Annotated in this window: 22 protein-coding genes; 15 read left to right on the forward strand and 7 right to left on the reverse strand. The window is 40.8% G+C overall.

Annotated elements, in window-relative coordinates; all coding sequences use genetic code 11:
- Positions 1–17 precede the first annotated feature (17 nt).
- Positions 18–3,395, reverse strand: coding sequence for a methylmalonyl-CoA mutase family protein (locus AACZ87_RS05670; RefSeq protein ID WP_339865686.1), 3,378 nt, complete (start codon positions 3,393–3,395; stop codon positions 18–20).
- 257 nt (positions 3,396–3,652) lie between these two features.
- Between AACZ87_RS05670 and AACZ87_RS05675 the strand changes: the two genes are divergently transcribed.
- The gene (locus AACZ87_RS05675; RefSeq protein WP_339865688.1) at positions 3,653–4,999 is read left to right on the forward strand and encodes a sugar porter family MFS transporter; all 1,347 of its coding nucleotides are present in this window, start codon (positions 3,653–3,655) and stop codon (positions 4,997–4,999) included.
- A complete protein-coding gene (locus AACZ87_RS05680) occupies positions 4,989–5,852 on the forward strand; it encodes a carbohydrate kinase (protein WP_339865690.1) in 864 nt (287 codons plus the stop codon). The genes AACZ87_RS05675 and AACZ87_RS05680 overlap by 11 nt, the downstream gene beginning before the upstream one ends.
- Before the next feature lie 81 nt (positions 5,853–5,933).
- Here AACZ87_RS05680 and AACZ87_RS05685 read toward each other — a convergent pair whose 3' ends face one another.
- From AACZ87_RS05685 to rsmA, 5 genes are all read right to left on the reverse strand, one after another.
- Positions 5,934–6,326 (reverse strand): HIT family protein, encoded by a 393-nt coding sequence (locus tag AACZ87_RS05685; RefSeq protein ID WP_339865692.1) that lies wholly within the window; start codon positions 6,324–6,326, stop codon positions 5,934–5,936.
- A 40-nt stretch (positions 6,327–6,366) separates the two neighbouring features.
- Positions 6,367–6,840, reverse strand: coding sequence for a transcription elongation factor GreA (greA, locus tag AACZ87_RS05690; protein ID WP_111611179.1), 474 nt, complete (start codon positions 6,838–6,840; stop codon positions 6,367–6,369).
- Between the two features lie 154 nt (positions 6,841–6,994).
- A complete protein-coding gene (locus AACZ87_RS05695) occupies positions 6,995–7,927 on the reverse strand; it encodes a 2-hydroxyacid dehydrogenase (protein ID WP_339865695.1) in 933 nt (310 codons plus the stop codon).
- 13 nt (positions 7,928–7,940) lie between these two features.
- Positions 7,941–9,308: a magnesium transporter gene (gene mgtE, locus AACZ87_RS05700; RefSeq protein WP_339865697.1), complete on the reverse strand. Its 1,368-nt coding sequence runs from the start codon at positions 9,306–9,308 to the stop codon at positions 7,941–7,943.
- Entirely contained in the window at positions 9,295–10,080 is a 786-nt protein-coding gene (rsmA, locus tag AACZ87_RS05705; protein WP_339865698.1) for a 16S rRNA (adenine(1518)-N(6)/adenine(1519)-N(6))-dimethyltransferase RsmA, read from the reverse strand. Before rsmA ends, mgtE begins: the two co-directional genes overlap by 14 nt.
- Positions 10,081–10,199: 119 nt before the next feature.
- Between rsmA and pdxA the strand changes: the two genes are divergently transcribed.
- The 10 genes from pdxA (at position 10,200) to AACZ87_RS05755 (ending at position 22,028) form a co-directional block, all read left to right on the forward strand.
- A complete protein-coding gene (gene pdxA / locus AACZ87_RS05710) occupies positions 10,200–11,222 on the forward strand; it encodes a 4-hydroxythreonine-4-phosphate dehydrogenase PdxA (protein ID WP_339865700.1) in 1,023 nt (340 codons plus the stop codon).
- Positions 11,223–11,331: 109 nt separating this feature from the next.
- A complete protein-coding gene (locus AACZ87_RS05715; protein ID WP_339865701.1) occupies positions 11,332–11,901 on the forward strand; it encodes a DUF177 domain-containing protein in 570 nt (189 codons plus the stop codon).
- Positions 11,902–11,919: 18 nt separating this feature from the next.
- Positions 11,920–12,111 carry a 50S ribosomal protein L32 gene (rpmF, locus tag AACZ87_RS05720; RefSeq protein WP_057938136.1) on the forward strand — a complete coding sequence of 64 codons (192 nt, stop codon included), beginning with the start codon at positions 11,920–11,922 and terminating at the stop codon, positions 12,109–12,111.
- A gap of 230 nt (positions 12,112–12,341) precedes the next feature.
- Positions 12,342–13,340, forward strand: a complete 999-nt coding sequence (locus AACZ87_RS05725) for a beta-ketoacyl-ACP synthase III (protein WP_339865703.1) — start codon at positions 12,342–12,344, stop codon at positions 13,338–13,340.
- Positions 13,341–13,368: 28 nt separating this feature from the next.
- Complete coding sequence (gene efp, locus AACZ87_RS05730; protein WP_339865705.1) at positions 13,369–13,932, forward strand: elongation factor P; 564 nt, start codon at positions 13,369–13,371, stop codon at positions 13,930–13,932.
- 96 nt (positions 13,933–14,028) lie between these two features.
- Positions 14,029–14,496: an acetyl-CoA carboxylase biotin carboxyl carrier protein gene (gene accB, locus AACZ87_RS05735; protein WP_339865707.1), complete on the forward strand. Its 468-nt coding sequence runs from the start codon at positions 14,029–14,031 to the stop codon at positions 14,494–14,496.
- A 24-nt stretch (positions 14,497–14,520) separates the two neighbouring features.
- A complete protein-coding gene (accC, locus tag AACZ87_RS05740; RefSeq protein WP_339865709.1) occupies positions 14,521–15,870 on the forward strand; it encodes an acetyl-CoA carboxylase biotin carboxylase subunit in 1,350 nt (449 codons plus the stop codon).
- Between the two features lie 307 nt (positions 15,871–16,177).
- Positions 16,178–18,436: a PSD1 and planctomycete cytochrome C domain-containing protein gene (locus tag AACZ87_RS05745; protein ID WP_339865844.1), complete on the forward strand. Its 2,259-nt coding sequence runs from the start codon at positions 16,178–16,180 to the stop codon at positions 18,434–18,436.
- A 1-nt stretch (position 18,437) separates the two neighbouring features.
- Positions 18,438–19,892 carry a DUF1501 domain-containing protein gene (locus AACZ87_RS05750; RefSeq protein WP_339865711.1) on the forward strand — a complete coding sequence of 485 codons (1,455 nt, stop codon included), beginning with the start codon at positions 18,438–18,440 and terminating at the stop codon, positions 19,890–19,892.
- A 6-nt stretch (positions 19,893–19,898) separates the two neighbouring features.
- On the forward strand, positions 19,899–22,028 hold the full coding sequence (locus AACZ87_RS05755; RefSeq protein ID WP_339865713.1) for a c-type cytochrome domain-containing protein: 2,130 nt from the start codon (positions 19,899–19,901) through the stop codon (positions 22,026–22,028).
- A gap of 10 nt (positions 22,029–22,038) precedes the next feature.
- Here AACZ87_RS05755 and AACZ87_RS05760 read toward each other — a convergent pair whose 3' ends face one another.
- Positions 22,039–22,923, reverse strand: coding sequence for a PPK2 family polyphosphate kinase (locus AACZ87_RS05760; protein ID WP_339865715.1), 885 nt, complete (start codon positions 22,921–22,923; stop codon positions 22,039–22,041).
- Positions 22,924–23,036: 113 nt separating this feature from the next.
- Here AACZ87_RS05760 and AACZ87_RS05765 point away from each other — a divergent pair, with 113 nt between their 5' ends.
- From AACZ87_RS05765 to AACZ87_RS05775, 3 genes are all read left to right on the forward strand, one after another.
- Positions 23,037–24,158 (forward strand): DUF5009 domain-containing protein, encoded by a 1,122-nt coding sequence (locus AACZ87_RS05765; RefSeq protein WP_339865717.1) that lies wholly within the window; start codon positions 23,037–23,039, stop codon positions 24,156–24,158.
- A gap of 78 nt (positions 24,159–24,236) precedes the next feature.
- Entirely contained in the window at positions 24,237–25,238 is a 1,002-nt protein-coding gene (locus AACZ87_RS05770; protein WP_339865719.1) for a hypothetical protein, read from the forward strand.
- A 6-nt stretch (positions 25,239–25,244) separates the two neighbouring features.
- The gene (locus AACZ87_RS05775; RefSeq protein WP_339865721.1) at positions 25,245–25,799 is read left to right on the forward strand and encodes a DUF5655 domain-containing protein; all 555 of its coding nucleotides are present in this window, start codon (positions 25,245–25,247) and stop codon (positions 25,797–25,799) included.
- The last annotated feature ends 1 nt before the right edge of the window (position 25,800 follow it).

Raw genomic sequence — 25,800 nt, forward strand, 5'->3', positions numbered from 1 at the left:
TCAATCTTGAAATAAGATTACATATTTCGGCGATACTGCCCACCTACTTCGTAAAGTGCATGCGTAATCTGTCCAAGTGAACAATACTTTGCAGCTTCCATTAGTTCCTCGAATATATTCTCATTGTTTACAGAGACTTTCTTCAGTTTCTGCAAATGCTTAGTTACCAGCTCAGGATTGGCAGCATGTAAGGTTTCCAAGGTCTTGATCTGAGCCTCTTTTTCATTTTTCTCAGCTCTGATCACCTCCCCGGGAGTTACTGTTGGGGAGCCATCTGAAGAAAGGAATGTATTTACTCCTATAATAGGATATTCTCCCGTGTGCTTCAGCATTTCATAATGCATACTTTCTTCCTGAATTTTCCCTCGCTGATACATAGTCTCCATTGCTCCTAGCACTCCTCCTCGCTCGGTGATTCTATCAAACTCAACATAAACTGCTTCCTCTACTAAGTCTGTCAACTCCTCTATGATAAAGGAACCTTGAATAGGATTTTCATTTTTAGCTAGCCCCAATTCCTTATTGATAATCAATTGAATAGCCATTGCTCTACGAACTGATGCTTCAGTAGGCGTGGTGATCGCTTCATCATAGGCATTGGTATGCAAAGAGTTGCAATTATCATAAATCGCGTACAAGGCCTGAAGTGTAGTACGGATATCATTGAAGTCAATTTCCTGCGCATGTAGCGAGCGACCAGAAGTCTGAATATGGTACTTCAACATCTGAGAGCGTTCATTTGCTCCGTACTTTAGCTTCATTGCTTTCGCCCAAACACGACGTGCAACTCTACCGATTACCGCATATTCAGGATCGATTCCATTGGAGAAAAAGAAGGAAAGATTTGGAGCAAACTGGTTGATATCCATACCTCGGCTCACATAATACTCCACATAAGTGAAACCGTTAGAAAGTGTTAAGGCCAACTGGGTAATAGGATTAGCCCCTGCTTCGGCAATATGATATCCGGAAATAGATACCGAATAGAAGTTGCGGATACTCTGCTCGATGAAGTATTGCTGCACATCTCCCATCAATCGCAAGGAAAATTCTGTTGAAAAAATACAGGTATTTTGTGCCTGATCTTCCTTCAGAATATCAGCCTGTACTGTCCCTCTTACCTTAGCTATCGTATTAGCTTTGATTTTTTGATAGACATCAGCAGGCAAAACCTGATCACCGGTCACACCCAAAAGCATCAAACCTAAGCCATTGTTTCCCTCCGGGACTTTCCCATTATAGCTTGGTCTAGGAAGGTTTTTATCTTTATAGATCTGACTAATTTTCTCATCAATCTCTTTTTCAAGACCATTCTCCTTGATATAAACCTCACATTGCTGATCGATGGCAGCATTCATAAAAAATGCTGTCATAGTAGCAGCGGGACCATTAATAGTCATTGACACAGAGGTCATTGGGTCTACTAGATTAAAGCCAGAGTAAAGCTTCTTAGCATCATCCAAACAGCAAACACTAACTCCCGAATTTCCTATTTTACCATAAATATCCGGACGGTGATCGGGATCTTCACCATAAAGCGTCACCGAGTCAAAAGCTGTTGAAAGTCGCTTAGCATCCATATCCTTTGATACATAATGGAAGCGTTTATTTGTACGCTCAGGTCCTCCCTCTCCAGCAAACATTCTCGTAGGGTCTTCACCTTCCCGTTTGAATGGGAAAACTCCAGCAGTGTAAGGAAACTTGCCAGGGACATTTTCTCGTAATCCCCATTTCAGAATATCACCCCAAGCTTCATATTTCGGCAAAGAAATTTTTGGGATTCTAGTCTCAGACAAAGAAGTAGAGAAGGTTTTAATCTTAATTTCCTTATCACGAACCTTGAACACATAAAAATCCTCCGAATACTTTGCCGACTCAGAAGACCAATCCTCTAACCATTTTTTGTTTTTCGGATCAAACTCCAATTCTACCTGCGCATATACTTCCTGAAGTTCTTTGATCAAACGATCCTTATCCTCCACGTTGGTGTTCTGTATAGCTTCTATTGACTTCCTTATGCTGTAAAGTTTTTGTGCAATTTCTTTCTGTTCTTCTACCCAGACATCATAATTTCTATTGATTTCTGAAATTTCGGATAGATAGCGAGTTCTAGCTGGAGGAATAATATATATCTTCTCAGAGCTCCCTGCTGTAAGCTCAAAATCACTTTGCATTTTCGGATGCTTTTCAGCGATCTTAGAAATCAACGTGCGATACAGCTGATTCATTCCAGGATCGTTGAATTGGGAAGCAATCGTACCAAAAACTGGAAGATCCTCGTCTTTGGCTTCCCAGAGATTATGATTGCGCTTAAACTGTTTTTTTACATCACGAATGGCGTCTAAAGCCCCTCGTTTATCAAACTTATTCAACGCAATCACATCAGCAAAATCGAGCATATCGATTTTTTCCAATTGAGATGCTGCTCCATATTCTGGAGTCATCACATAGAGTGAAAGATCGGAATGCTCAATGATCTCGGTATCTGATTGGCCAATTCCCGAAGTCTCCAAAATCACCATATCAAACCCAGCAGCTTTCACCGTATCTACAGCATCTTGCACGTAGCGTGATAGTGCAAGATTAGATTGGCGAGTAGCCAAAGAGCGCATATATACCCGTGGGTGATGAATCGCATTCATACGAATTCTATCGCCAAGCAGAGCTCCACCTGTTTTTCGCTTAGATGGATCAACAGATATGATAGCCAGCGTTTTATCTTCAAAATCCATAATGAATCTCCGTACCAATTCATCCACCAGTGAAGACTTTCCTGCACCACCAGTACCCGTGATTCCCAAAACAGGCGTTTTACATTCTTTACTTTGCTCTCTTACTGTTTCTAAAAGTTGGGTAGAGTTTTCAGGGAAATTTTCAAAAGCAGAAATCGCCCTTGCTACATGCTCTTTATTATCAACTCCAAGTACAAACCCTTCCGGAAGCTCATCTCCAATTGCAAAATCACATTGACTTACCAAGTCATTGATCATTCCCTGCAATCCCATGGAACGTCCATCATCTGGCGCGTAAATCCTGTTGATACCATAATCCTGAAGTTCCTTGATTTCCTCAGGAAGTATAGTTCCTCCCCCTCCACCAAAGATCTTCACATGCCCTGCTCCTTTTTCGCGAAGCAAATCATACATGTATTTAAAAAACTCCACGTGTCCGCCCTGGTAAGAAGTGATCGCAATTGCCTGCACATCTTCTTGGATCGCACAATCCACGATTTCCTGCACCGATCTATTGTGACCAAGGTGAATTACCTCACAGCCTGTCGACTGTATAATCCGGCGCATGATATTAATTGCAGCGTCATGGCCATCAAATAGCGAGGCAGCAGTAACAATTCTAATGTGATTTTTGGGTTTATAGCTCTCAGGAATGGTAGTCATGGAGGTTATTTAGCTTAATACAGTATTCTTTTTTATGAGTCAGTAAGCTTCTCCGCTTTCTGGAACTCTGGTTACAAATATAGCAATTAAAAAAGTGCTTCACTTTCGCTATTAAATGGAAAACAAAATATTATTTGGCAAAAAAATTAAGTAAATACGGCTTCCTGAATAAGATGATTCCGGATTTAGAACCACATAGTTTTGATTTATTCTGCTTCTCTCTAGATTAGCAAATTAATAATAACCCAACAGATCCCATGTCCTCCAAACAATATGCTTTCTTCCTGTCTATCACTGCCGCATTGGGCGGCTTTTTATTTGGCTTTGATACTGCTGTAATCTCAGGAGCAGAGCGGGCAATTCAAGACGTTTGGAAGCTCAATGACTTAATGCATGGTCTAGCGATCGCAATGGCACTTTACGGAACTGTAATTGGCGCTCTGTTCGGAGGAGTCCCTGCTGACAAATTTGGAAGAAAAAAGAGTCTGCTTTGGATTGGAGCATTATATCTAATCTCTGCAGTGGGTTCAGGAATGGCTCCCGATGAAATTTCATTTATGTTTTTTAGGTTCATTGGAGGATTGGGAGTGGGTGCCTCATCAGTAGTAGCGCCTATGTATATTTCCGAAATTGCTCCAGCAAAAAATAGAGGACTGCTAGTGGCTCTCTATCAATTCAACATCGTTTTTGGTATCCTGATGGCCTATTTATCCAATTACCTGATTGGAACAGCGGGAATAGCAAATGACTGGAGATGGATGCTAGGAATGGAAGCGGTTCCTGCGCTGATTTATACTGCGATGATTTTTAGAATCCCAGAAAGTCCAAGGTGGTTGATCGCTAAGTTCAACGACCAAATTAAGGCACGGGAAATTCTGACACGAACCGATCCTGAGGGAGTTGATGAAGCAATCCGATTGGCAATTATTGAAGAACAATCCATCAAAGAAAAAGGCAGCTTCTCTGCACTGTTTAGCAAGGCATTTATCTCGACAACAATGCTCGCTATTTTCATTGCATTCTTCAATCAGGTTTCCGGTATCAATGCGATCATTTATTTTGCGCCACGAGTATTTGAAATGGCGGGAATTTCTACGGAATCAGCTCTCTTTTCCACCATAGGAATAGGCGTAGTCAACCTGCTTGCCACATTCGTTGGGCTTTACCTGATTGATAGAATTGGCAGGAAAAAACTAATGTATATAGGTTCGTTTGGCTATATCATTTCGCTATCGCTGATGGCCTATAATTTCCTTGTCGGTGGCATTGACAATTTCTGGCTACCAATATTTGTCTTTGCATTCATTACTTCACATGCAGTAGGACAAGGCGCTGTTATTTGGGTATTTATATCTGAGGTTTTTCCAAATGAATTACGCGCCTATGGGCAATCCATCGGTTGTTTCACACATTGGATTTTGGCAGCTTTGATAGCAAATATCTTCCCCTATTTTGCCAATCAATTTGGCCCTGGATACATCTTTGCATTCTTCGCTTTGATGATGGTTTGGCAATTACTTTGGGTGAAATTCAAAATGCCAGAGACAAAGGGCCGATCCTTAGAAGAAATTCAACAAGACTTACATAATACCAATGCCGCATAACGTAGTCATATTCGGAGAAATGCTTTGGGACTGTTTGCCTTCAGGTCCTGTGCCTGGTGGCGCGCCTATGAATGTCACGCTTAATCTCCATCAGCTTGGGCTGAATTCAAGATTAATCTCCTCCATAGGAAATGATGCTGATGGACAGAACCTGTTAGCGTTTTTACATACGTTCGACCTCCCTGTAGAATTTATCCAAATAAATCAGGAACAGGAAACATCAAAAGTTTTAGTCAATGACGACGATCCTGAGAACATCAAGTACACTATAGTCTCACCAGTTGCTTGGGATTTTATTCACTGGAATCCAGAAATTGACAAAGCTGTTGCTTCTGCAGATGCTTTCGTATTTGGAACATTAGGTGTTCGGAATTCTGAAAGTTTGACCACGCTACTTAGATTGCTTCACCATAAGACAATCCGCATTTTTGATGCAAATCTCCGACCTCCATTCTATGATTTTGAGATAATCGAGACACTTTTAGGTTTTACAGATATTCTAAAAATCAACGAGGATGAATTGGAGATTTTTGCTGACTACTTCAATATAGATTCTGGCGTAAATAGCGTTTGTGCTCATTTAGACCAGCATTACCCCATGGATCTCATCTGCGTCACTCAAGGATCAAAAGGTGCGATGATTTATAATAAGGGAAAGATCATCACACATGAGGGATACAAGGTGCAAGTCGCTGACACCATAGGTGCAGGAGATGCCTTTCTCAGTGGCTTTATCAAGACCTATTTGGAAAAGCAGCCACTAGATCAAGTGCTGGATTTTGCTTGTAAATTAGGAGCTTTCGTAGCGAGCAAAAAAGGAGGAACGCCTAGGTATGAGATTACTGAAATATAAAGTGATCAGTCTCAGTTTTCAATAGCAGTGAACACTAAATACTGATCACTGCAAACTGCGACTTATCACAAGGACTATAAACTAAACCGCTTCCCGAATACGCTCAGCAATCTCCGCTAACTCTTCATTGGTTAGCTTCAACTTAGGACGCGTGAAATTGATATCATCCATGGTCCTAAGAGGCACAAGGTGCACATGAACGTGCGGAACTTCTAAACCAATCACAGCTACTCCAATTCTAGTGCACTTGATCGTTTTATCCATGGCTTTGGCTACCTGCTGCGCAAAAAGATGTAAGCCAGAGATCACTTCAGGCTCTAAATCAAAAATGTAATCTACTTCCTGCTTGGGAACTACCAATACATGACCTTTTACCAAAGGCATGATATCTAAAAAAGCTATGTAATTCTCATCCTCTGCTACAATGTGACCAGGGATTTCACGGTTGATGATTTTGGTGAAAATTGATGCCATAATCTTAAAAATAAAAATCCCGACCTAAGCCGGGATTTAGTTAGAATGTAATATCTAATATTTCGAATTGAAGAGTACCTGCTGGAGCTTTTACTTCAGCGATATCTCCTACCTTTTTTCCTACTAATCCTTTTCCAAAAGGAGAACCTAAAGAAATCTTGCCTGCTTTCAAATCAGCTTCTTGCTCAGAAACTAAGGTATAGCTGACAGTCATTCCATTTTTTACGTTTTTGATCTTCACTGTAGTCAAAATTCCAACTTTCGAAGTATCCAGCTGAGAGCTATCTAGCACTCTAGCATTCCCTACAACAGCTTCCAATTTTGCGATTTTAAGTTCCAAGTGACCTTGGGCATCTTTCGCCGCATCATATTCTGCATTTTCACTTAGGTCACCTTTATCTCTCGCTTCAGCGATCTGAAGAGAGATATCAGTTCTCCCTTTAGTTTTAAGCATTTGAAGTTCGTCCTTCAATCTTTTCAGGCCCTCTTCTGTATAATATTGTATTTCTCCCATATTCAACTCTGTTATAAGCTACAAAAACAAAGTAACGGTCGCAAGACGGGACCGTTACCTTATTATTAGCTTGTATTTGATCAGCAAAGATAGCAAAACCTTTGAAACAAAGCAAAGCATGCTTTCTGCCCAGATTCTTTCAAAAGCCCAATTATCAGGACTTAAAGGCCTTTTTAATCCTTTTGGCCAAAACTTTATTAATCTTTTCATAGGATTCAAAAGTCCAACCGGCTACATGTGGACTAAATAACACATTATCCCTCGCCGCCAACTTCTCAAATTCTGCTTTTTGGTCTGGACTGAATTTCTGAAACTTTTCATTTTCCAAAACATCAAGCAATGCTCCTCTCAATATACCCAGATCCAAAGCTTCATTTAAGGTTTTGAAACTAACCACTTCGCCCCTAGCCGTGTTGATCAACCAAAACGGTTTGGCAAAACTCTTTAACTCTTTCAAGGTGAAAAAATCTTTGGTCTCAGGCGTGAGCGGCACATGTATACTCAAGATATCTGCTTCAGCTTTCAGCTTCTCCCACATCACTTCCTGGACGAAGTCATCTGCAAAGTCCAACTTGTACTTATCATAGGCAAGTATATCTACTTTAAATCCTCTAAGTCTGTGAGCAAATGACTTGCCCATATTTCCAAATCCCATGATCCCCACGGTCTTGCCCATCAGCTCATGACCGCGATTACCTTCCCGATCCCAAATACCCTTTCTAACTTGCTGGTCAGCATTTTCGAGATTATTAAAAAGGGCTAGCAGCATCCCTACAGCATGTTCTGCGACTGCATCCCGATTTCCTTTGGCAGCGTGAAAAAGCTTAATATCCTTTTCAGCCATGTAGTCCAAGTCAATCTTGTCTAACCCCGCTCCTGCTCTAGCGATGAATTTCAACCTCGTGGCTCGCTCAAGTAGCTCCCGATCCATGGGAGTTTTTGATCTAATGATCAATCCATCATATTCAGCGACGGTTGCTACAATTTCCTCTCGTGTAATTTCCGGAGCATACACGACTTCATGTCCTTCTTTCTGAAGTAGCGGCATGATACTTTCGTGCATTTCGTCGATTATAAGAATCTTCATTTTTTTGAAGGAATTAAATATGTAATAATGACATCGCTACTAAAAAGTACACCGCGAGGCCGATTAGATCATTTGCTGTGGTGATAAATGGGCCTGATGCCAAAGCAGGGTTTATTCCAATTTTATCAAGTATGATCGGCGTGATTGTCCCCATAAATGAGGCAAGCAGCACTACTGAAAACAGGGCAATTGAAACCACTAAGGCAAATGACACATCTGTTTTATAAAACAAAACAACCACCCCAAAGACGAAAGTGGCCAAGATCAAACCATTTAAAACAGCAACTAAAAGCACTTTCAAAAACCTCTTCGCCATAGAATCGTCGAAAATAGATTTACTGGCAAGAGATTGAACAACGATAGAAGAAGTTTGGATTCCTACATTTCCTCCGGTCGCGGTGATTAGCGGGATAAAAAATGCTAACGCAGTCACCTTACTAAGTCCTTCTTCGAAAAAGCCAATGAATCCAGCTCCAAGTAGTCCCCCACAAATACCAATCAACAACCAAGGAAGTCTGGCTTTGGAGAGTTTGATAACACTGTCATATTCATCGACAGTATCCGAAATACCAGTCATTGCCTGAATATCCTCTTCGGCTTCCTCTCTGATTACATCCAGAATATCATCTACGGTAATTCTCCCGACCAACTTATTCTTACTATTCACAACAGGAAGTGATTCCAAATCATACTTTCTCATGACCTCTGCTACTTCCTCTTGATCCATATAGGTCGGTACAGAGATCACTTCTTCTTCATAGATATCCTCGATCTTGGTCTCATCTGAAGCCAAAACAATACGCTTAAGAGATACGATTCCCATTAATTGCTGTCTATTGTTCACTACGAAAATGGAGTAAATCTTACTTACATTTTCTGCTTGACGACGAATCTCATTGATCGTCTGCACCACATTCCAGTTTTTATTCGCTCGAATGTATTCCTTAGCCATAATACCACCCGCGGTGTCTTCATCGTAGCGAAGAAGCTCAAGTATCTGGTCTGATTTTACTTTATCCTCAAAATGGCTGATAATATCTTCTCTTTCTCTTTCTAGGAAGAGATTCAAAATATCAGCACCATCATCGGAGTCCATCAGCTCAATCAAATTCGCCATCTCTGGCACATCGAGTTCCTTCAAAACTCTATGCTGATTAGTAGCCTCCAGCTCAATGATAATATCTGCTGCCAACTGCGCGTCCAAAACCCGAAGCACATAAATGGATTCCTCCATCGATAGCTCATCGAGGAGCGCAGCGATATCTGCCACATTTACTCCATCCAAAGATTCATGGATAAAGGTTAAGTCTTCTGCTTCAATCGCCTGACGGAGACTTTCTAGGTATTCTTTCGAAAGTTCAAACTGCTTAATGATTTCCACGGGAAGCTTCGATAGTTTGGGTTAGAAAAATGAAATCAGCCACGTCGAGTTGCTCAGCGCGTAGATCCAAAATAGGATTTGAATTGAATTCAGCCGGGAGATTAAATGGCTTCATGCAATTCCGAAGCGTCTTCCTGCGATTACCAAAACCAGCTTTAACAACTTGCTTAAAGAGCTTCTCATTGCAATCCAACGTTTCAGTGAGATTCCGCGTCAAGCGAATGACCCCTGAATTGACTTTGGGAGGAGGATCAAATACATGTGGAGGCACAGTAAATAGATACTCTATATCATAATAGGCCTGCAAAAGCACAGACAATATCCCATAGTCTTTGTTCCCTTTTGGAGAGGCAATCCGCTCTGCTACTTCTTTTTGCAACATACACACCACTTCCGTCACCTGATCTTTGACTTCAAGTACTTTGAAGAAAATCTGTGAAGAAATATTGTACGGAAAGTTGCCTGCTATCGCGAACTTATCTTTAAATGACTCTGATAAGTCCATTTTCAGAAAGTCCCCTTCGATAATTTTTTCTCCCAAATCAGGATATTTTTTATGCAGGTAGGCGATAGATTCCTTATCGATATCAATAAGGTATAATTCCAATTTTTCCTTCAAAAGGAAATCCGTCAACACCCCCATACCAGGCCCAATTTCAAGGACTTTGGTTACGTCATGATGTCCTTTGACCGCTTGAGCTATTTGCTCCGCAATACTCAAATCGGTCAAAAAATGTTGTCCCAAGTGTTTCTTGGCTTTGACCTTTTCCATCGGTTAGCTCTGATAATTTTTTATAAATTGCAGCCTAAAATTAAGACAATAATTCTAAAGGACTAGCTTAGCTGCGGTAGCATTACCAATCCATTTTGCAAATCCACCATACATCCAATATGCATCAACGAAAGATCAAACCTATAATCGGAATAAGTATCGGCGACATTAACGGCATAGGAGCTGAGGTCACTATGAAAGCTTTGCTCGACAATAGAACCTATAAGACATTCACTCCACTGATCTATGCCCATGGCAAAGCGTTGACTTTCTACAGAAAGCAGTTAGGAATGGATGATTTCAATTTTGCACAAATTAGAAGTATTGAGGAAATCCAGCACAAACGTATCAATGTAATCAATGTAAATGAAGAGTGCCCTGAAGTAATTCCAGGTGTGGAAACACAGGAAGCAGGAAAATTTGCGCTTGAAACGTTGAAAATGGCGGTAAATGATCTGAAGGAAGGAAAGATCCAAGCTTTAGTAACTGCCCCACTGAATAAAAACAACGTGAATTCTGAGGAACTTCACTTTATCGGGCATACAGAATTCATCACTAATGAGGTGGGAGCAAAAGAAAGTTTGATGCTGATGGTTTCTGAGCAATTGCGGGTAGGATTAGTTACTGGACATGTGCCTTTGGCAAAAGTTGCTGAGAATGTGACTCAGGAAAGAATCATTCAGAAAGCCAATCTCCTGCTTAAAAGCCTCGAAAAAGACTTTGGCATCAATAAACCGAAAATTGCAATTCTCGGACTGAACCCACATGCGGGTGAAGATGGACTTTTGGGTGAAGAGGAAAAGAAAATCATCAAACCAGCTATTCATGCGCTTAAGGACCAAAACAAAATGGTTTTTGGTCCCTACCCTGCTGATGGTTTTTTCGGAATGGGGCATCAAACCAAATTTGATGGGGTGCTAGCCATGTATCATGACCAAGGCTTGGTGCCTTTTAAATCAATGGCTTTCAGCACTGGGGTAAACTTCACCGCAGGTTTGCCTGTAGTAAGAACCTCGCCAGATCATGGCACAGCATACAATATAGCTGGGAAAAACGTCGCCGATGAAGGTTCCATGAGAGCTGCAATATTCCTAGCTGCAGACATTATTCAACTACACAACCCGCAAGAATCGGAGGATTAAAAAGGAAAAGCAGAGATTTATTGAAATAAACCAAAGATTATTTCAAAATCTCTTTCATCCTTTTATAATAATTCACTATTTTTGCGGTCTTAAATCGAGAGGAGGTATCGTGAAATTCTGGAGAACATTTGATATTGAGGTCATTAAGTTCCTCGAAGGCATCCACGAAATTGACTTCGAAATTGGAGATTCATTCTTCCAACACTTCGAAGACAATGAACTTGTCGACAAAGGCAATTTGACCGCACGGGTCAAAATGAAAGTCGGAGCTAATGTAATTGAAATGGATTTTCACATCTCAGGTAAGGTTACCTTGATTTGTGATAGAAGTTTAGAGCCTTTTGAACAGCCTTTAGATTTCCATGAAAAGATGCTTTACAAGTTCGGAGCTGAAGAAAAAGAAATCGACGAAGACGTTTACATGATTACCCGGGACACCCCGAAAGTCAACGTCGCTCAATTGATATATGAATTTATTTTGTTGGCATTGCCTTTAAAAAAGATTCATCCCGATTACAGAAATGAAATGGATGACGAAGAGTACGAAGGAGAAGGAATCTACGCTTATATAGATGGGCAGAATTCTGAATCTTCCGAAGACGAATCTGATTCTGAAGAAGATAATAAACCAGTTGATCCTAGATGGGATCTTTTAAAAAAGTTAAAAAACAAGGAATAATCATAAACCACGCATAAAATGGCACATCCTAAACGAAAAATTTCGAAAACCAGAAGAGATAAAAGAAGAACTCATTACAAGTTGGAGGCTCCAGGTTTGGCAAAATGTCCTACAACAGGCGAAATGCACCTACCACACAGAGCTTTCTGGTTGGACGGTAAATTGTACTACAAAGGACAAGTTATCATCGAAAAAGAAATCTTGGCTTAATCCGCCATCTAAATCTAATAGAAATCCATTCGCAGATCGCGAATGGATTTTTTTTGTTTTCAGCACAATTCAAATACCTTGTTATCAAGCGTATTACTTTCCATTGATGGATTTCTTTTGGTTGAGAATGACAATTGTAATATTTTTGCCTTCCTTACAGGATAGAATACATCCACAACATTCAGATTGAGATGACATTAAATTGATCATCTTAACTTAAACCCAGCATAATGGACAAACTCAGAGCCATGATCACCGGAATACAAGGTTACGTTCCGGAATATAAGTTGACGAACAAAGAACTTGAAAAACTCGTGGAGACAAACGACGAGTGGATAGTTTCAAGAACAGGAATAAAAGAGAGAAGAATCCTAAAAGGCGAAGATCAAGGTACTTCAGTTATGGGTGCTGAAGCAGTAAAAGGCCTTTTGGAGAAAACTGGTATTGATCCCCTAGATGTAGATTTGATCATTTGTGCCACAGTGACACCTGACATGCCCTTTCCAGCAACTGGAAATATCATCGCTGATCTAGTTGGAGCCAAAAACAGCTATAGTTTTGATGTAGGTGCTGCCTGTTCAGGTTTTCTGTTTGCCCTTCAGTTGGGTAGCCAATTTATCCAAACAGGTACTCATAAAAAAGTGATCGTAGTAGGTGCAGATAAGATGTCTTCTATCGTTGATTATACTGATCGTGCCACCTGTATTCTGTTCGGTGATGGAGCTGGAGCAGTAATGCTTGAGCCTACCACAGAAGATTTGGGAATTGTAGATGCGATCTTAAAATCTGATGGCTCTGGTGCTCCTTATCTTCACATGAAAGCTGGAGGCAGCCGTAGACCTGCTACTCAAGCTACTCTTGATGCGAATGAGCATTTTGCTTTTCAGGAAGGCTCAACTGTCTTCAAATTCGCTGTAACAAACATGGCTGACGTAAGCGCTGAGATTATGCAGAAAAATGGATTAACAGGTGATGACATCGCTTGGCTAGTGCCGCATCAAGCAAATCTTAGAATCATCAATGCCACAGCCAATCGTATGGGGATCGGATCTGAAAAAGTGATGATGAACATCGAGAAATATGGTAACACAACAGCTGCTACTATTCCACTTTGCCTTTGGGACTATGAAAGTCAATTGAAGAAAGGTGATAACTTGGTGTTGGCAGCATTTGGAGGTGGATTCACTTGGGGCTCCATTTATCTTAAGTGGGGCTACGACCCAAAATAAGTTTTAAGAATAATACGAAAATAATATTATGGCTAGTACTGCAGATTTTAAAAACGGACTTTGTCTGGTAATGAATAATGACATCTACTCTATCGTAGAGTTCCAGCATGTCAAACCAGGTAAAGGACCTGCCTTCGTAAGAACCAAAATGAAAGGCATCACTTCTGGAAAAACACTTGACAAAACTTTCAGTGCAGGCGAGAAAGTGGAAACGGCTAGAGTCGAGAAAAGACCCCATCAGTTTTTGTATGCTGATGATATGGGCTATAACTTCATGGACACCACTACTTTCGAGCAGATATCTATCGAAGAGAAACTGATCGAAAGAGCTAATCTTCTGAAAGATGGTCAGCTTTGTGATATATTGATTCATGACGAGACAGAAACACCGCTTGCTGTGGAGCTTCCTGCATTCGTCGAATTGATGATCACCTATACTGAGCCTGGTATCAAAGGTGATACTGCTACTAATGCATTGAAAGCTGCTACTGTAGAGACTGGGGCCACTGTAATGGTACCGCTTTTTGTAGAGCAAGACATCATGATTAAGGTTGACACCCGTGATGGATCCTACTCAGAAAGAGTAAAATAACTTAGCTAAGCTGTGTGATTTCCTTAAATTACACAGCTTTATTCTTTTATACCCATTTAAAAATAGTGCCATTTGGCACATCTAAATAGTAGACCTATGAAAGCAAAAGAGATTCAGGAGTTGATCGATTACATCTCTAATTCTGGTTTGGCGGAAGTTAAAATCAAAACTGACGAGTTCGAACTATCTATTAAGAAATATGCAGAATCGTCTGCGCCAAGAATGGTAGAAGCACCAGCGGCTCCTGCTCCAGTAGCAGTGGCAGCACCGGCACCCGCTGCAGCCCCTGCTCCAGCGGCGACAGAACCAGCCCCATCAAATTTAGTTGAGATCAAATCACCTATGATCGGTACATTTTATTTAACGTCCAGCCCGGATGCAGATCCATTTGTTTCAGTAGGCGATTCCATCAAAACAGGAGAAACAGTTTGTATCATTGAGGCGATGAAGCTTTTCAATGAAATCGAATCAGAAATCTCTGGTAAAATCGTAAAAATATTGGTGACCAATTCTACACCGGTAGAATACGACCAGCCATTATTCTTGGTAGATCCAGCAGGTTAATTTTTTCACCCAAAATAAATAGCTGTGTTTAAAAAAATACTTATTGCCAACAGAGGCGAGATTGCACTTAGAATCATCCGTACCTGCAAGGAAATGGGGATTGAAACAGTGGCAGTTTACTCCACTGCGGACAAGGATAGTTTGCATGTCAGGTTTGCTGATGAAGCAGTCTGCATAGGTCCCGCGCCTAGCCGCGAATCTTATCTGAATATCCCAAGAATCATTGCCGCTGCAGAAATCACCAATGCAGATGCTATTCACCCTGGTTACGGTTTCCTATCCGAAAATGCAGAGTTTTCTAAAATCTGTGAAGAATACGGAATCAAATTCATCGGAGCTAGCGCCGAAATGATCAATCAGATGGGTGATAAGGCTACTGCCAAAGCAACCATGAAAGCAGCTGGCGTTCCGACAATCCCAGGATCTGAAGGGATTTTGGATACCATGGAGCAAGGGATCAAACTTTCTAATGAAATGGGGTATCCTGTCATTCTAAAAGCAACTGCCGGTGGTGGTGGTCGCGGAATGCGGATCGTGAAAGAAGAAGCTGGTTTCAAAAAAGCTTGGGATGACGCAAGAATGGAATCAGGTGCAGCCTTCGGAAACGACGGCTTGTACCTGGAAAAATATGTGGAAGAACCTCGTCACATAGAGATTCAAATCATCGGAGACAAAACAGGTAAAGCCTGCCACCTGTCTGAGCGAGATTGCTCCATACAACGAAGACATCAGAAACTGGTAGAAGAAACCCCTTCCCCTTTCATCACGGATGAACTTCGTGAAGCCATGGGAAAAGCTGCCATCAAAGGCGCTGAGGCGATCGGATACGAAGGTGCTGGTACGGTAGAATTCCTCGTGGATAAGCACCGCAATTTCTTCTTCATGGAGATGAATACCCGTATTCAAGTAGAGCACCCAATCACTGAAGAGGTAACCGATTTTGACTTAATCAAAGAACAAATCAAAGTAGCTGCAGGAGATACGATTTCTGGTAGAAACTACTATCCTAAGCTTTATGCGATGGAGTGTAGGATTAACGCGGAAGACCCTGCGAATGGTTTCAGACCAAGTCCAGGTAAAATCCAGAATCTTCATATTCCTGGAGGACGTGGTGTTCGTATAGACTCTCATGTTTATGCGGGCTATATAATTCCTCCGAATTATGATTCTATGATCGCCAAGCTGATTGTGAGTGGGCAATCAAGAGAAGAAGTGATTGTAAGAATGAAAAGAGCATTGGAAGAATTCGTAATTGACGGGATCAAAACCACCATTCCTTTCCACATTGCTCTTCTCGAAAACGAGCAATTCAAAGAAGGAAACTTCACGACGAAGTTCTTGGAAGACTTTGATTTCTCTGTGATAAAGGGGTAATATCTCTCATCATACTACATGTAAGAAAGCTGCTCAAATTGGGCAGCTTTTTTTTGTTGCCTATTTCTCCCTACTAAAATAAGCTTCGATTGTTATTCCGAAAATTACCAAAACATTCTTCTATTTATTAATAATTTACATAAAGTAAATTTTCTTTGTCGAAAAAAAGTTGTGATATTTATTGGTTTCAGGACAGCTTTTGTCCAAATTATCACTAGTTTGAAAGTGCTTTTGATATCGATTTAACCCAAAAATGACAACTCCCTCACTTATTAAACTCTTCGCATTCTCGTGTTTTGGCTTTGCAATGTTAAGTTGCAATTCAAAACAGAGCGATGAAGTACAACTTTCAGAAATCGAACAGGTAAGCTACAACTTCCATATCCGTCCCATTCTTTCTGACAAATGCTTTGTATGCCATGGGCCAGATGCAAATAAGCGGGAAGCTGATCTTCGACTCGATACAGAAGCAGGTGCTTATGCAGCGCTAAAGGATGATCCATCACAATTCGTGATCATGCCAGGGAGTGTAGAGGAATCCAAAGTTTATCATAGAATCATTTCTGAAGACCCGGGAGAGTTAATGCCACCGCCAGAATCCAATCTTGTTTTGTCAGAAACGGAAATTCAATTGATCAAAAAGTGGATTGAACAAGGAGCAAAGTACGAACCACATTGGGCTTTTATTAAAGCAGAAAAAGCTGAATTACCGGAAGAAACAGACTGGACGATCAATGAAATCGATCGCTTCGCATTAAAAAAAATGAAAGAGAAAGGTCTAAAACCTAACCCTGAAGCTGAACCACATGAATTGATCAAGCGGGCAAGTCTAGACCTTACAGGCCTTCCTCCTAGTCCAGAAGTTTTGGATAGATTTGGAGATTTTTCAGGTGAACTTTCCTACGAGGATTTGCTGGATGGATTATTGGATGATCCGGGATTTGGAGAGAAGATGGCTATCCTCTGGATGGATATATCCAGGTATTCGGATAGCTACGGATATCAGGACGATAATATCCGAACGCAGTGGCCTTATCGGGATTGGGTGATTCATGCCTTTAATGAAAATATGCCTTACGACCAATTTGTCACCTGGCAGCTCGCAGGAGATCTGTTACCCGATGCGAATAAAGAGCAAATACTAGCAACAGCTTTCAACAGAAATCATAAATACACAGAAGAAGGTGGCGTAATCGACGAAGAATACCGTATTGAATATGTGCTTGATAAAACAAATACAGTGAGCAAAGGGCTGCTGGGAATCACCATGGAATGTGCCCAGTGTCATGATCATAAGTATGATCCATTTTCCCAAAAGGAATATTATGAGATGTTTGCCTTTTTTAATAATACTCCTGAGAAAGGCTACCAAGGCGATGTATCTCAATCCAAACCTGCCAAAACTCCTATCCTATTTGTAGATCAGGAAGACCTTTCCGGCATCATGAGTTTCATCAATTATGCAGATACATCTCAGTTGAGTGTTTCGGTGATGGGAGAATTGGAGGAACCTAGACCAACTTATATTCTTGATCGTGGGCTGTATGATGCTCCTACGGTAGAAGTTGCCGCTTCTACCCCTAGTTCTATCATGGAATTCCCGGAAGATCTAGAGAAAAACCGGTTGGGACTTGCAAAATGGATGACAAATCGAGACAATCCTTTGACAGCGCGTGTATTTGTAAATTTGATGTGGCAAGAGGTTTTTGGACAAGGAATCGTCAAATCCGCAGGAGACTTTGGCATGCAGGGAGATCTTCCCACGCACCCTGAGTTATTGGATTGGCTGGCTGTGGACTTTATGGAAAATGGCTGGGATATCAAGCGCTTAATGAAGCAAATTCTAACTTCAGCTACGTATAAACAATCAGCAGTCATCACCGAAAAACACCTCAATACTGATCCTGCGAATTTATATCTAGCAAGAGCTCCTCGCCTTAGACTTCCAGCAGAAAATATTCAGGATTTGGTATTGGCTAGTAGTGGCTTGCTTGTAAGAAAACTTGGAGGGCCAAGTGTCAAACCATACATGCCTGAAGGAATTTGGGAAGCAGCAACTTCTGGACGGGGAGTTTTGGCTACTTACATTCAAGATAAAGGTGATAAACTCTATCGTAGAGGCTTGTACAATTTTATCAAATTAACTGTACCACCTCCAAAGGCTATCATTTTTGACTCCAGTAATAGGGATCGATGTGAGATTGGTAGAAGTAGGACAAATACTCCGCTTCAGGCATTGGTGATGATGAATGATCCTATGATCCTTGAAGCTTCGAGAGTGCTTGCCAGCAAAATGTGGGAGGAAAATACCGATGGTGAAAAAGCTATTTCTACATCGTTCAAACGCATCGTTTGTAGGGACATGAGTAATGAGGAAATGTCAATCTTGCTCTCCTACTACGAAGATCAACTCGCACGATTTAAAGATAATCCAGATCAGGTTCTCCCTACCTTGAGCGTAGGAGAATATCCACTGGAAGAAAAGAACATAAACCCGGAAACAGCAGCACTTATGCAAGTGATCGTAAGTATATACAATCTGGAAGAAACTATTACCAAGAGCTAACATGGAAAAGGAAATATTAGAAGAAGGGCTGAATCATAATCGGAGAAAATTTCTATCCAGACTTAGCCTTGGTGTTGGAAGTTTAGCACTTGGATCGCTTTTGGTCCCAGATCTATTCTCAGGCAAATCAGAGGCTGAAGAAGCCATGATGCATGCCCTCCCACACTTTGCTCCAAAAGCAAAACGAGTGATATACTTGTTTCAGAATGGCGCTCCAAGTCAACTGGAGTCATTTGATTACAAGCCGGAATTAATTAAGCGAATGGGAGAAGAACTTCCAGAATCCATTCGGGGTACCCAGCGACTTACAGGAATGACTGCCGGTCAATCCTCCTTCCCTTTGGTTGGATCCAATTATAAATTTGATCAATATGGAGAGTCTAGAGCTTGGATATCGGAAGTATTTCCACACACCGCAGGCATAGTTGATGATATCTGTATTGTGAAATCCATGCATACTGATGCGATCAATCATGACCCTGCACTCACCTTTTTCCAGACAGGAGCCCAAGTTGGAAATCGCCCAAGCATGGGATCTTGGTTAAGCTATGGTTTAGGTAGTGAAAACAGCAACTTACCAGCATTTTCTGTATTACTTAGTCGAGGTAGAGGAAATGGACAAGGAGTTTATTCTAAGCTGTGGAGTAATGGCTTTCTAGATGCCACGCATCAGGGAGTGCAATTTTCGAATTCGGAAGACCCTGTACTTTATCTCAAAGACCCCGAAAACATGAGTCGTTCTGAGCGTCGAAAAATGATTGATCAAATCGCTGCTATGAATGATCTGAGCATGAAGCAATTCAATGACCCTGAGATATCTGCTAAAGTGAAGCAGTATGAAATGGCCTATCGAATGCAAACAGCCGTACCGGAAATGACCGATGTATCCAAGGAACCGGAGAGTATAATCAAACTTTACGGGCCTGATTGCCTCGTGCCTGGCACCTATGCAGCAAACTGCCTTTTGGCTAGAAAGCTATCTGAAAGCGGTGTTCGTTTTGTGCAACTTTATCACCAAGGTTGGGATCAGCATGGCAATCTGCCTAATGAAATGCGTCTGCAAGCCGAAGATGTAGATCAGGCATCGGCAGCTTTGATTACAGATCTGAAGCAAAGAGGTTTACTCGACGAAACACTAGTGATCTGGGGTGGAGAATTTGGCAGAACAAATTACTGCCAAGGAAAAATACAAGTAGACAATTACGGTCGTGATCACCACCCACGTGCATTCTCTATCTGGATGGCAGGTGGCGGTGTGAAATCCGGAATGGTCTATGGAGAAACAGATGAATTTGGATACAACATCACCGAAAATCCAGTTCATGTGCATGATTTCCAAGCCACCATGCTTCATCTGATGGGAATTGATCATGAGCGAATGACCTACAAGCATCTAGGAAGAAGGTATCGTCTCACAGACGTCTCTGGTCATGTAGTGAAAGATTTAATTGCATAAGGACGGATGATTAAGATTTCTTCGATTAGATCTATTCTGGAAAACACCCTTTTTATCTGGATAGGTCTCACGCTTATCATAACACTTGCCGGAAACGCACTGGTTTTACCAGATTGGCTTCAGGTTGTTGGAAGAAGCCATCCTATTTTATTACACTTTCCTATTGTTCTGCTCTTAATGGGTTTACTCTTCTTCTGGATCCCAGGAATTGACAAAAAACCTGAGATTAGAGAAATAGGAGAAATCAGCTTTCTGGCCGGTTGTAATTTTGCTGGCATTACCGTGATAGCAGGATTGATTTTAGCTCAGGAAGAATATACTGGAGAGATTTTAATCTGGCATAAATGGGGCGGATTAGCGGTTTTTGTTGGATGTGTTTTACTCTATTTCTTTAGATCAATCAAAGCCAATCTTATTAGGTTTTCGAGTATAGCATTGGCATTGGCTATCATTGCGACTGGACATTGGGGCGCGGGTTTGACACATGGGGAAGACTTTCTTTTGGCTCCCATTCAGACTGACGAAATTGAAATAATCCCTTTAGCGGAAGCTGAGATTTTTGGAGATGTAGTCCAGCCTATTTTGCAGGCAAAATGTGTAAGCTGTCACAAAGAGGGTAAAATTAAAGGAGAGCTAAGAATGGATCATATCGAAGGCCTACAAAAAGGTGGCAAATCAGGTCCTTTCGTTTTGGCTGGGGATTTCGAAAAATCCCTGCTCATCCAGCGAATCAATCTCCCAGAAGATGATAAAAAACACATGCCTCCCAAGAATAAGGCACAATTAACAGATGAAGAACTGCTGATTCTAAGTGAGTGGGTAGCCACTGGAGCTAGTTTTGATCAGAAACTAGTAACTCTTCCAGCCAAAAACGAGCTCTACCAATTGGCTTCTGTGAAGTTTGAAGGGAATAAAATTTACTCTTTTGAAGCAGCAGACCCAGAAGCCATAGATGAGCTGAATACTTCATTCCGATCAGTGATGCCGCTTTTTCCTGAATCACCGGCACTGGATGTTTCCTATTTTGGTATTTCAGCATTTCAGCCTAAATCCCTGACTGACCTTAAAAAAGTAAAGGATCAGGTAGTTCGGTTTAGCCTAAATAAAATGCCTTTAGCTGGAATAGATTTAAAATTCCTGAAGGATTTCACGCACTTGGAAGAACTCCAGTTGAATTTTACAGACTTAGATGCTGAGCAGCTCAAAATAGTTTCTGAACTCAAAAGTCTTGAAGTACTAGCTATTTCAGGGAATGTAATAGATAATTCATCTTTACAAAATCTCTCAACGATGAATGGACTTAAAAAGCTTTTCATTTGGCAAACTGGATTAAGTTCGCAGGATAAGGAATCCATTCAAAAAGCACTTCCAGACACTGAAATAGATTTTGGGTTTGATGGAAAAGGGATTATTTATGAGTTGAACAGCCCTATTATTTCTCAGGATAAAATGATCTATGAGGACAGTTTGGAACTTAGCATTTCTCATCCTATCAAAACTGCAGAGATTCGCTATACATTAGATGGCACAGAGCCGGATAGTATTAGCAGCCCAATTTATTCAAAGCCAATTTTTACCAAAAAGACAGGGAAATTAATAGCGAAAGCTTTTGCTCCTGACTGGAAGAGTTCAAAGGGTTCTGAATCAGTTTTTATACACTCAGGATTCAAACCTTCTGAGTCATCTTTAGCTTTCGATCCAAACCCTAAATACAAAGCAACGGGAGTTGCCACACTTTTCGATTCAGAAAAAGCAGATCCTCCAAATCATGGGCAAAAATGGCTGGGTTTTCAGGACGATCCCATGGTGTTGGAAGTGAGTTTTGAGCAGGATAGCAAGCCGACTGAAGTGTCAATCAGTTTACTTTATAATGAGGGGGCTCATATCTTCCCTCCTTCCAAAGTGACAATTCAGGGATTGGAAAATGGGAAATGGCAACTCCTAGCCAGTAATTCTCCGGAAGTATCAGCCATGGCTGCACCAGCGAGAACGGAGCTAATGAATATGAACCTATCGAGTAGCAACTACGAAAAGCTCAAGATTACATTAACACCACTTTCTAGCCTCCCAAAATGGCATCCATTTGCTGGTGATAAAGGCTGGGTGTTTGTTGATGAGGTGATTTTCAATAAATAAGGAAGAGGTTTCAATTCTTTTCCTTACTTAAAATCTCCTTATACATCTCTATATTTTGCTTAACTTCTTCTTCCAGTGTTGGTTCCTGAATATCATTTAGAGAATTCATTTTCTCCAAAATAGCTTTTGCAACTAGAACACGAGCAGCTTCTTTATTATCTGACGGGATAATATACCACGGAGCATGTGGTTTGGAAGTCTTATTAATTGCTTCTTCGTAGCACTTCTGATAGTCATCCCAGCGTTCCCGCTCTTTGAGATCACCCGGGGAAAATTTCCAGTTATGTTTTTCCTTATTGAGGCGTCTTAGCAATCGCTGCCGCTGTTCCTCTTTCCCCAGATGCAGAAAAAACTTTAAGACAATCGTACCATTATCACTGATTTGCTTTTCGAAGTTATTGATCTGCTCAAATCTCTTTTCCCAAAACTCCTCAGTGATATCATCCACAGAATCGATCCCTGGAATATTTTCCCCCAAGATATAGACTGGATGAACTCGCGTCACCAGTACATTCTCGTAATGTGTCCTATTGAAAACCCCATATTTGCCACGTTTAGGGAGTGCTACGATATGTCTCCAGAGATAATCATGCTGAAGCTCTAGAGTCGATGGAGTCTTGAAGCTATGTACCACTACTCCGCGTGGATTAAATTCTTTGAAAACCTCCCGAATCAAACTGTCTTTCCCCGCTGTATCCATTCCTTGCAGGCAGATGAGGACAGCGTATTTATTATGGGCATACATCGTGTCTTGATGATTGCTTAATTTTTCCCTCAGCTTATTGAGTTCCTTCTCCTTCTTTTTTTCAGAAGCTTCCAAGTCTATGGATGTTGGAACATCTTTGAGGGAAATAGTTTTGGTCACTTTAAAGTCGTCAATGGAAATATCTTTCATCTGATTTATATTTTTGGATATATAAAAAGTCTGTTTTCAAGTAAAGAACAAGATAATATTTTATCTTAACCCTACAGAAAAACCCCATCTTTTATCCCTTATCCTACACTTAAATGACCCAAAATTCTATCTCTCATGGCGTGAACAATAGATACCTGGCCTTGGATGTCCTACGCGGGTTGACTATTGCATTCATGATTATTGCCAATACAGCTGGGGACTGGAGTAATTTATTTGCACCGCTTGCTCACGCCAAGTGGCACGGTTTCACTCCTACTGACCTGGTTTTCCCCACATTTCTATTTGTTGTGGGTAATGCGATGAGTTTCTCTATGAGAAAACTTCAGCAAATGTCAAGCACTGATTTCTTCAAAAAAGTAGGTAAAAGGACTGCATTGATTTTTATGATTGGGTGGCTCTTGAGCGCATTCCCATTTTATGATGTGACAAATATTCTTGAAGTGAGACTTTTCGGAGTTTTGCAGAGAATCGCTTTATGCTATTTCTTTGGTGCAGTTGTTTTGTATTATGGAGGAATCAGAGGAGCATGGATATTTAGCGCCATTGCGCTACTTAGCTATTGGGCAATCATGTATTTCTTTGGTGATCCAGGAGCCCCTTATTCCCTTACAGGTAATGCGGCCATCAAACTTGACCTAGCACTCATGGGACCAGAAAGAATGTATGGTGGCGAAGGAATTCCATTTGATCCAGAAGGGATCTTAAGTACGCTACCTGCAATTGTGAATGTTCTTGCCGGTTATTTGGCTGGAAAAATGATTCAAAAACTGGGCAATACAATGCCAGCCATCAAGAGATTGCTCGCTATAGGAGTAGTTCTGATTATCGTAAGCTACGTTTGGGATATCTTTTTTCCTATCAATAAAAAAATCTGGACGAGCTCTTACGTACTTCTGACTGTGGGAATTGACATGCTTTTATTGGCAATTCTAGTGGGAGTTATCGAAATTAAAAACTGGAAAGGTTGGACTTATTTCTTCGAAGTTTTTGGGAGAAATCCATTGATTCTTTATGTACTATCTGGTCTGTTAGTAACTATTTTGTCTCTCATTCCTATAGGCGACACTACGTTGAAAGGGTTTATTTATCAGAATTTTTATACGAGTTGGCTTTCACCCAAAATGGCTTCCTTCCTTTTCGCATTCAGCTACATGCTGGTCATTTGGCTGATTGGATTAGGGATGGACAAAAGAAAAATCTACATAAAAGTATAAATACAATAATTTTACTATCAGATAAATACCTATAAAAATGTAACTTAAGGGTGATTTTTCACCTTAAGTTGCATTTTTATGATACTGAGAATCGGAGTTTACAATGTGGAATGGATGCGGGATCTTTTTGACACCGACGGAAATCCAAAAATGACTGGGAAGGAACTGGCGAGAAGTCAACAATTGGCCGAAGTTATCCAAACAATGAATCCTGATTTTCTCGGAATTGTAGAAGGACCAAATACCTTAGTCGACGGTTCAAAAACAGCATCCTTGCAAATGGAAGTCTGGACCCAAACCTTTATTCCGGGATCTAATTACAAAGGAATTCATGGATTCCCTTCCGCAGGACAGCAGGAACTCTGCGCCATTTACAAACCTGACAAAATCAATGTTCTATTCACACCAGAGACAAAAGCTGGAAAGCGGTTTGATGAGCCATTTCTTCAAGACACTACTAACAGATTGATCAAAGAGCAATACAAACACTATCGTCCACCACTTGAACTCAGTATTTTAGGGTTGGATGATTCACTGATCACAAAAGTGGTTATTGCCCACACAAAGTCGAAAGGCATTTTCGATATGGTAGATTATGCGAGATTCGAACAGATTTCAGCACGTGATCGGCTGAAGCTCTTTGCAGAATGCATGTCGATCCGGGAGCGCTGTGATGAATATTTGGAAAAAGACCAACAAGTCATGGTGATGGGAGATATCAACGACGGATTTGAGTTGGATTTCTATGAAAATAAATTCTCCAAAAGTGCCGTAGAAATATTGCTCGGTGATCTTTGGAAGCCGGAATTTGTACTCAAATCTGTTCTGCCAAAACCTAAATTGAATAGCTATGGATATACCCCAAATTCCAGTCGTTATAGAGATCGGATCACGGGAGATGAGGTAAATGTATTGATTGATCATATCCTCGCAAGCCAAAAAATAAAAGTTATCAATGGAACTGTCTGGAATCCATACCTAGAAAAAGATAATCCATCAATACAGTCTATCAGTAATTCCCTGAAAAAAGCTTCAGATCACTTCCCAATACTTTGTGAAATCGAAACAATAAACCCCTAAAAAACTATGGATCAAGCTGCACAAACAATGATCGACAACTTAGCGAAAAACTCAGGCAAAAGCCTAGATCAATGGGTTGCAATCGTTCAAAAAGAAGATTTAAAAAAGCATGGAGAAATCGTCAAATTTCTAAAGACAGAACATGAATTTACTCATGGGTTTGCGAATTTAGTAGCACACAAAACCTTGAAATCAGATGCAGGATCAGCGTCAGACACGGATGAATTGATCACCAAGCAATACAAAGGCAAAGAACACTTTTTACCTATTTTTGAAAAGCTGAGTGCTGAAATTAAGGCTCTTGGCTCTGATGTGGAATTCGCTCCAAAAAACTCCTACGTGAGTATCAAGCGCAAAAAACAATTTGCTATGCTAATCCCTGCCACAAAAACCAGATACGAAATTGGTATTAATCTAAAAGGTCACCCGGCGGAAGGAATTTTGGAAATTGATACAAAAACCAATGGAATGTGTAGCCACAAAATTCACTTGGCTAATGAATCAGAAGTATCAAATGAAGTGATGAAATGGATAAAAAAGGCATATGAAAATGCCGGATAAC

The sequence above is a fragment of the uncultured Algoriphagus sp. genome (genome assembly GCF_963974365.1).
GTDB lineage: Bacteria > Bacteroidota > Bacteroidia > Cytophagales > Cyclobacteriaceae > Algoriphagus.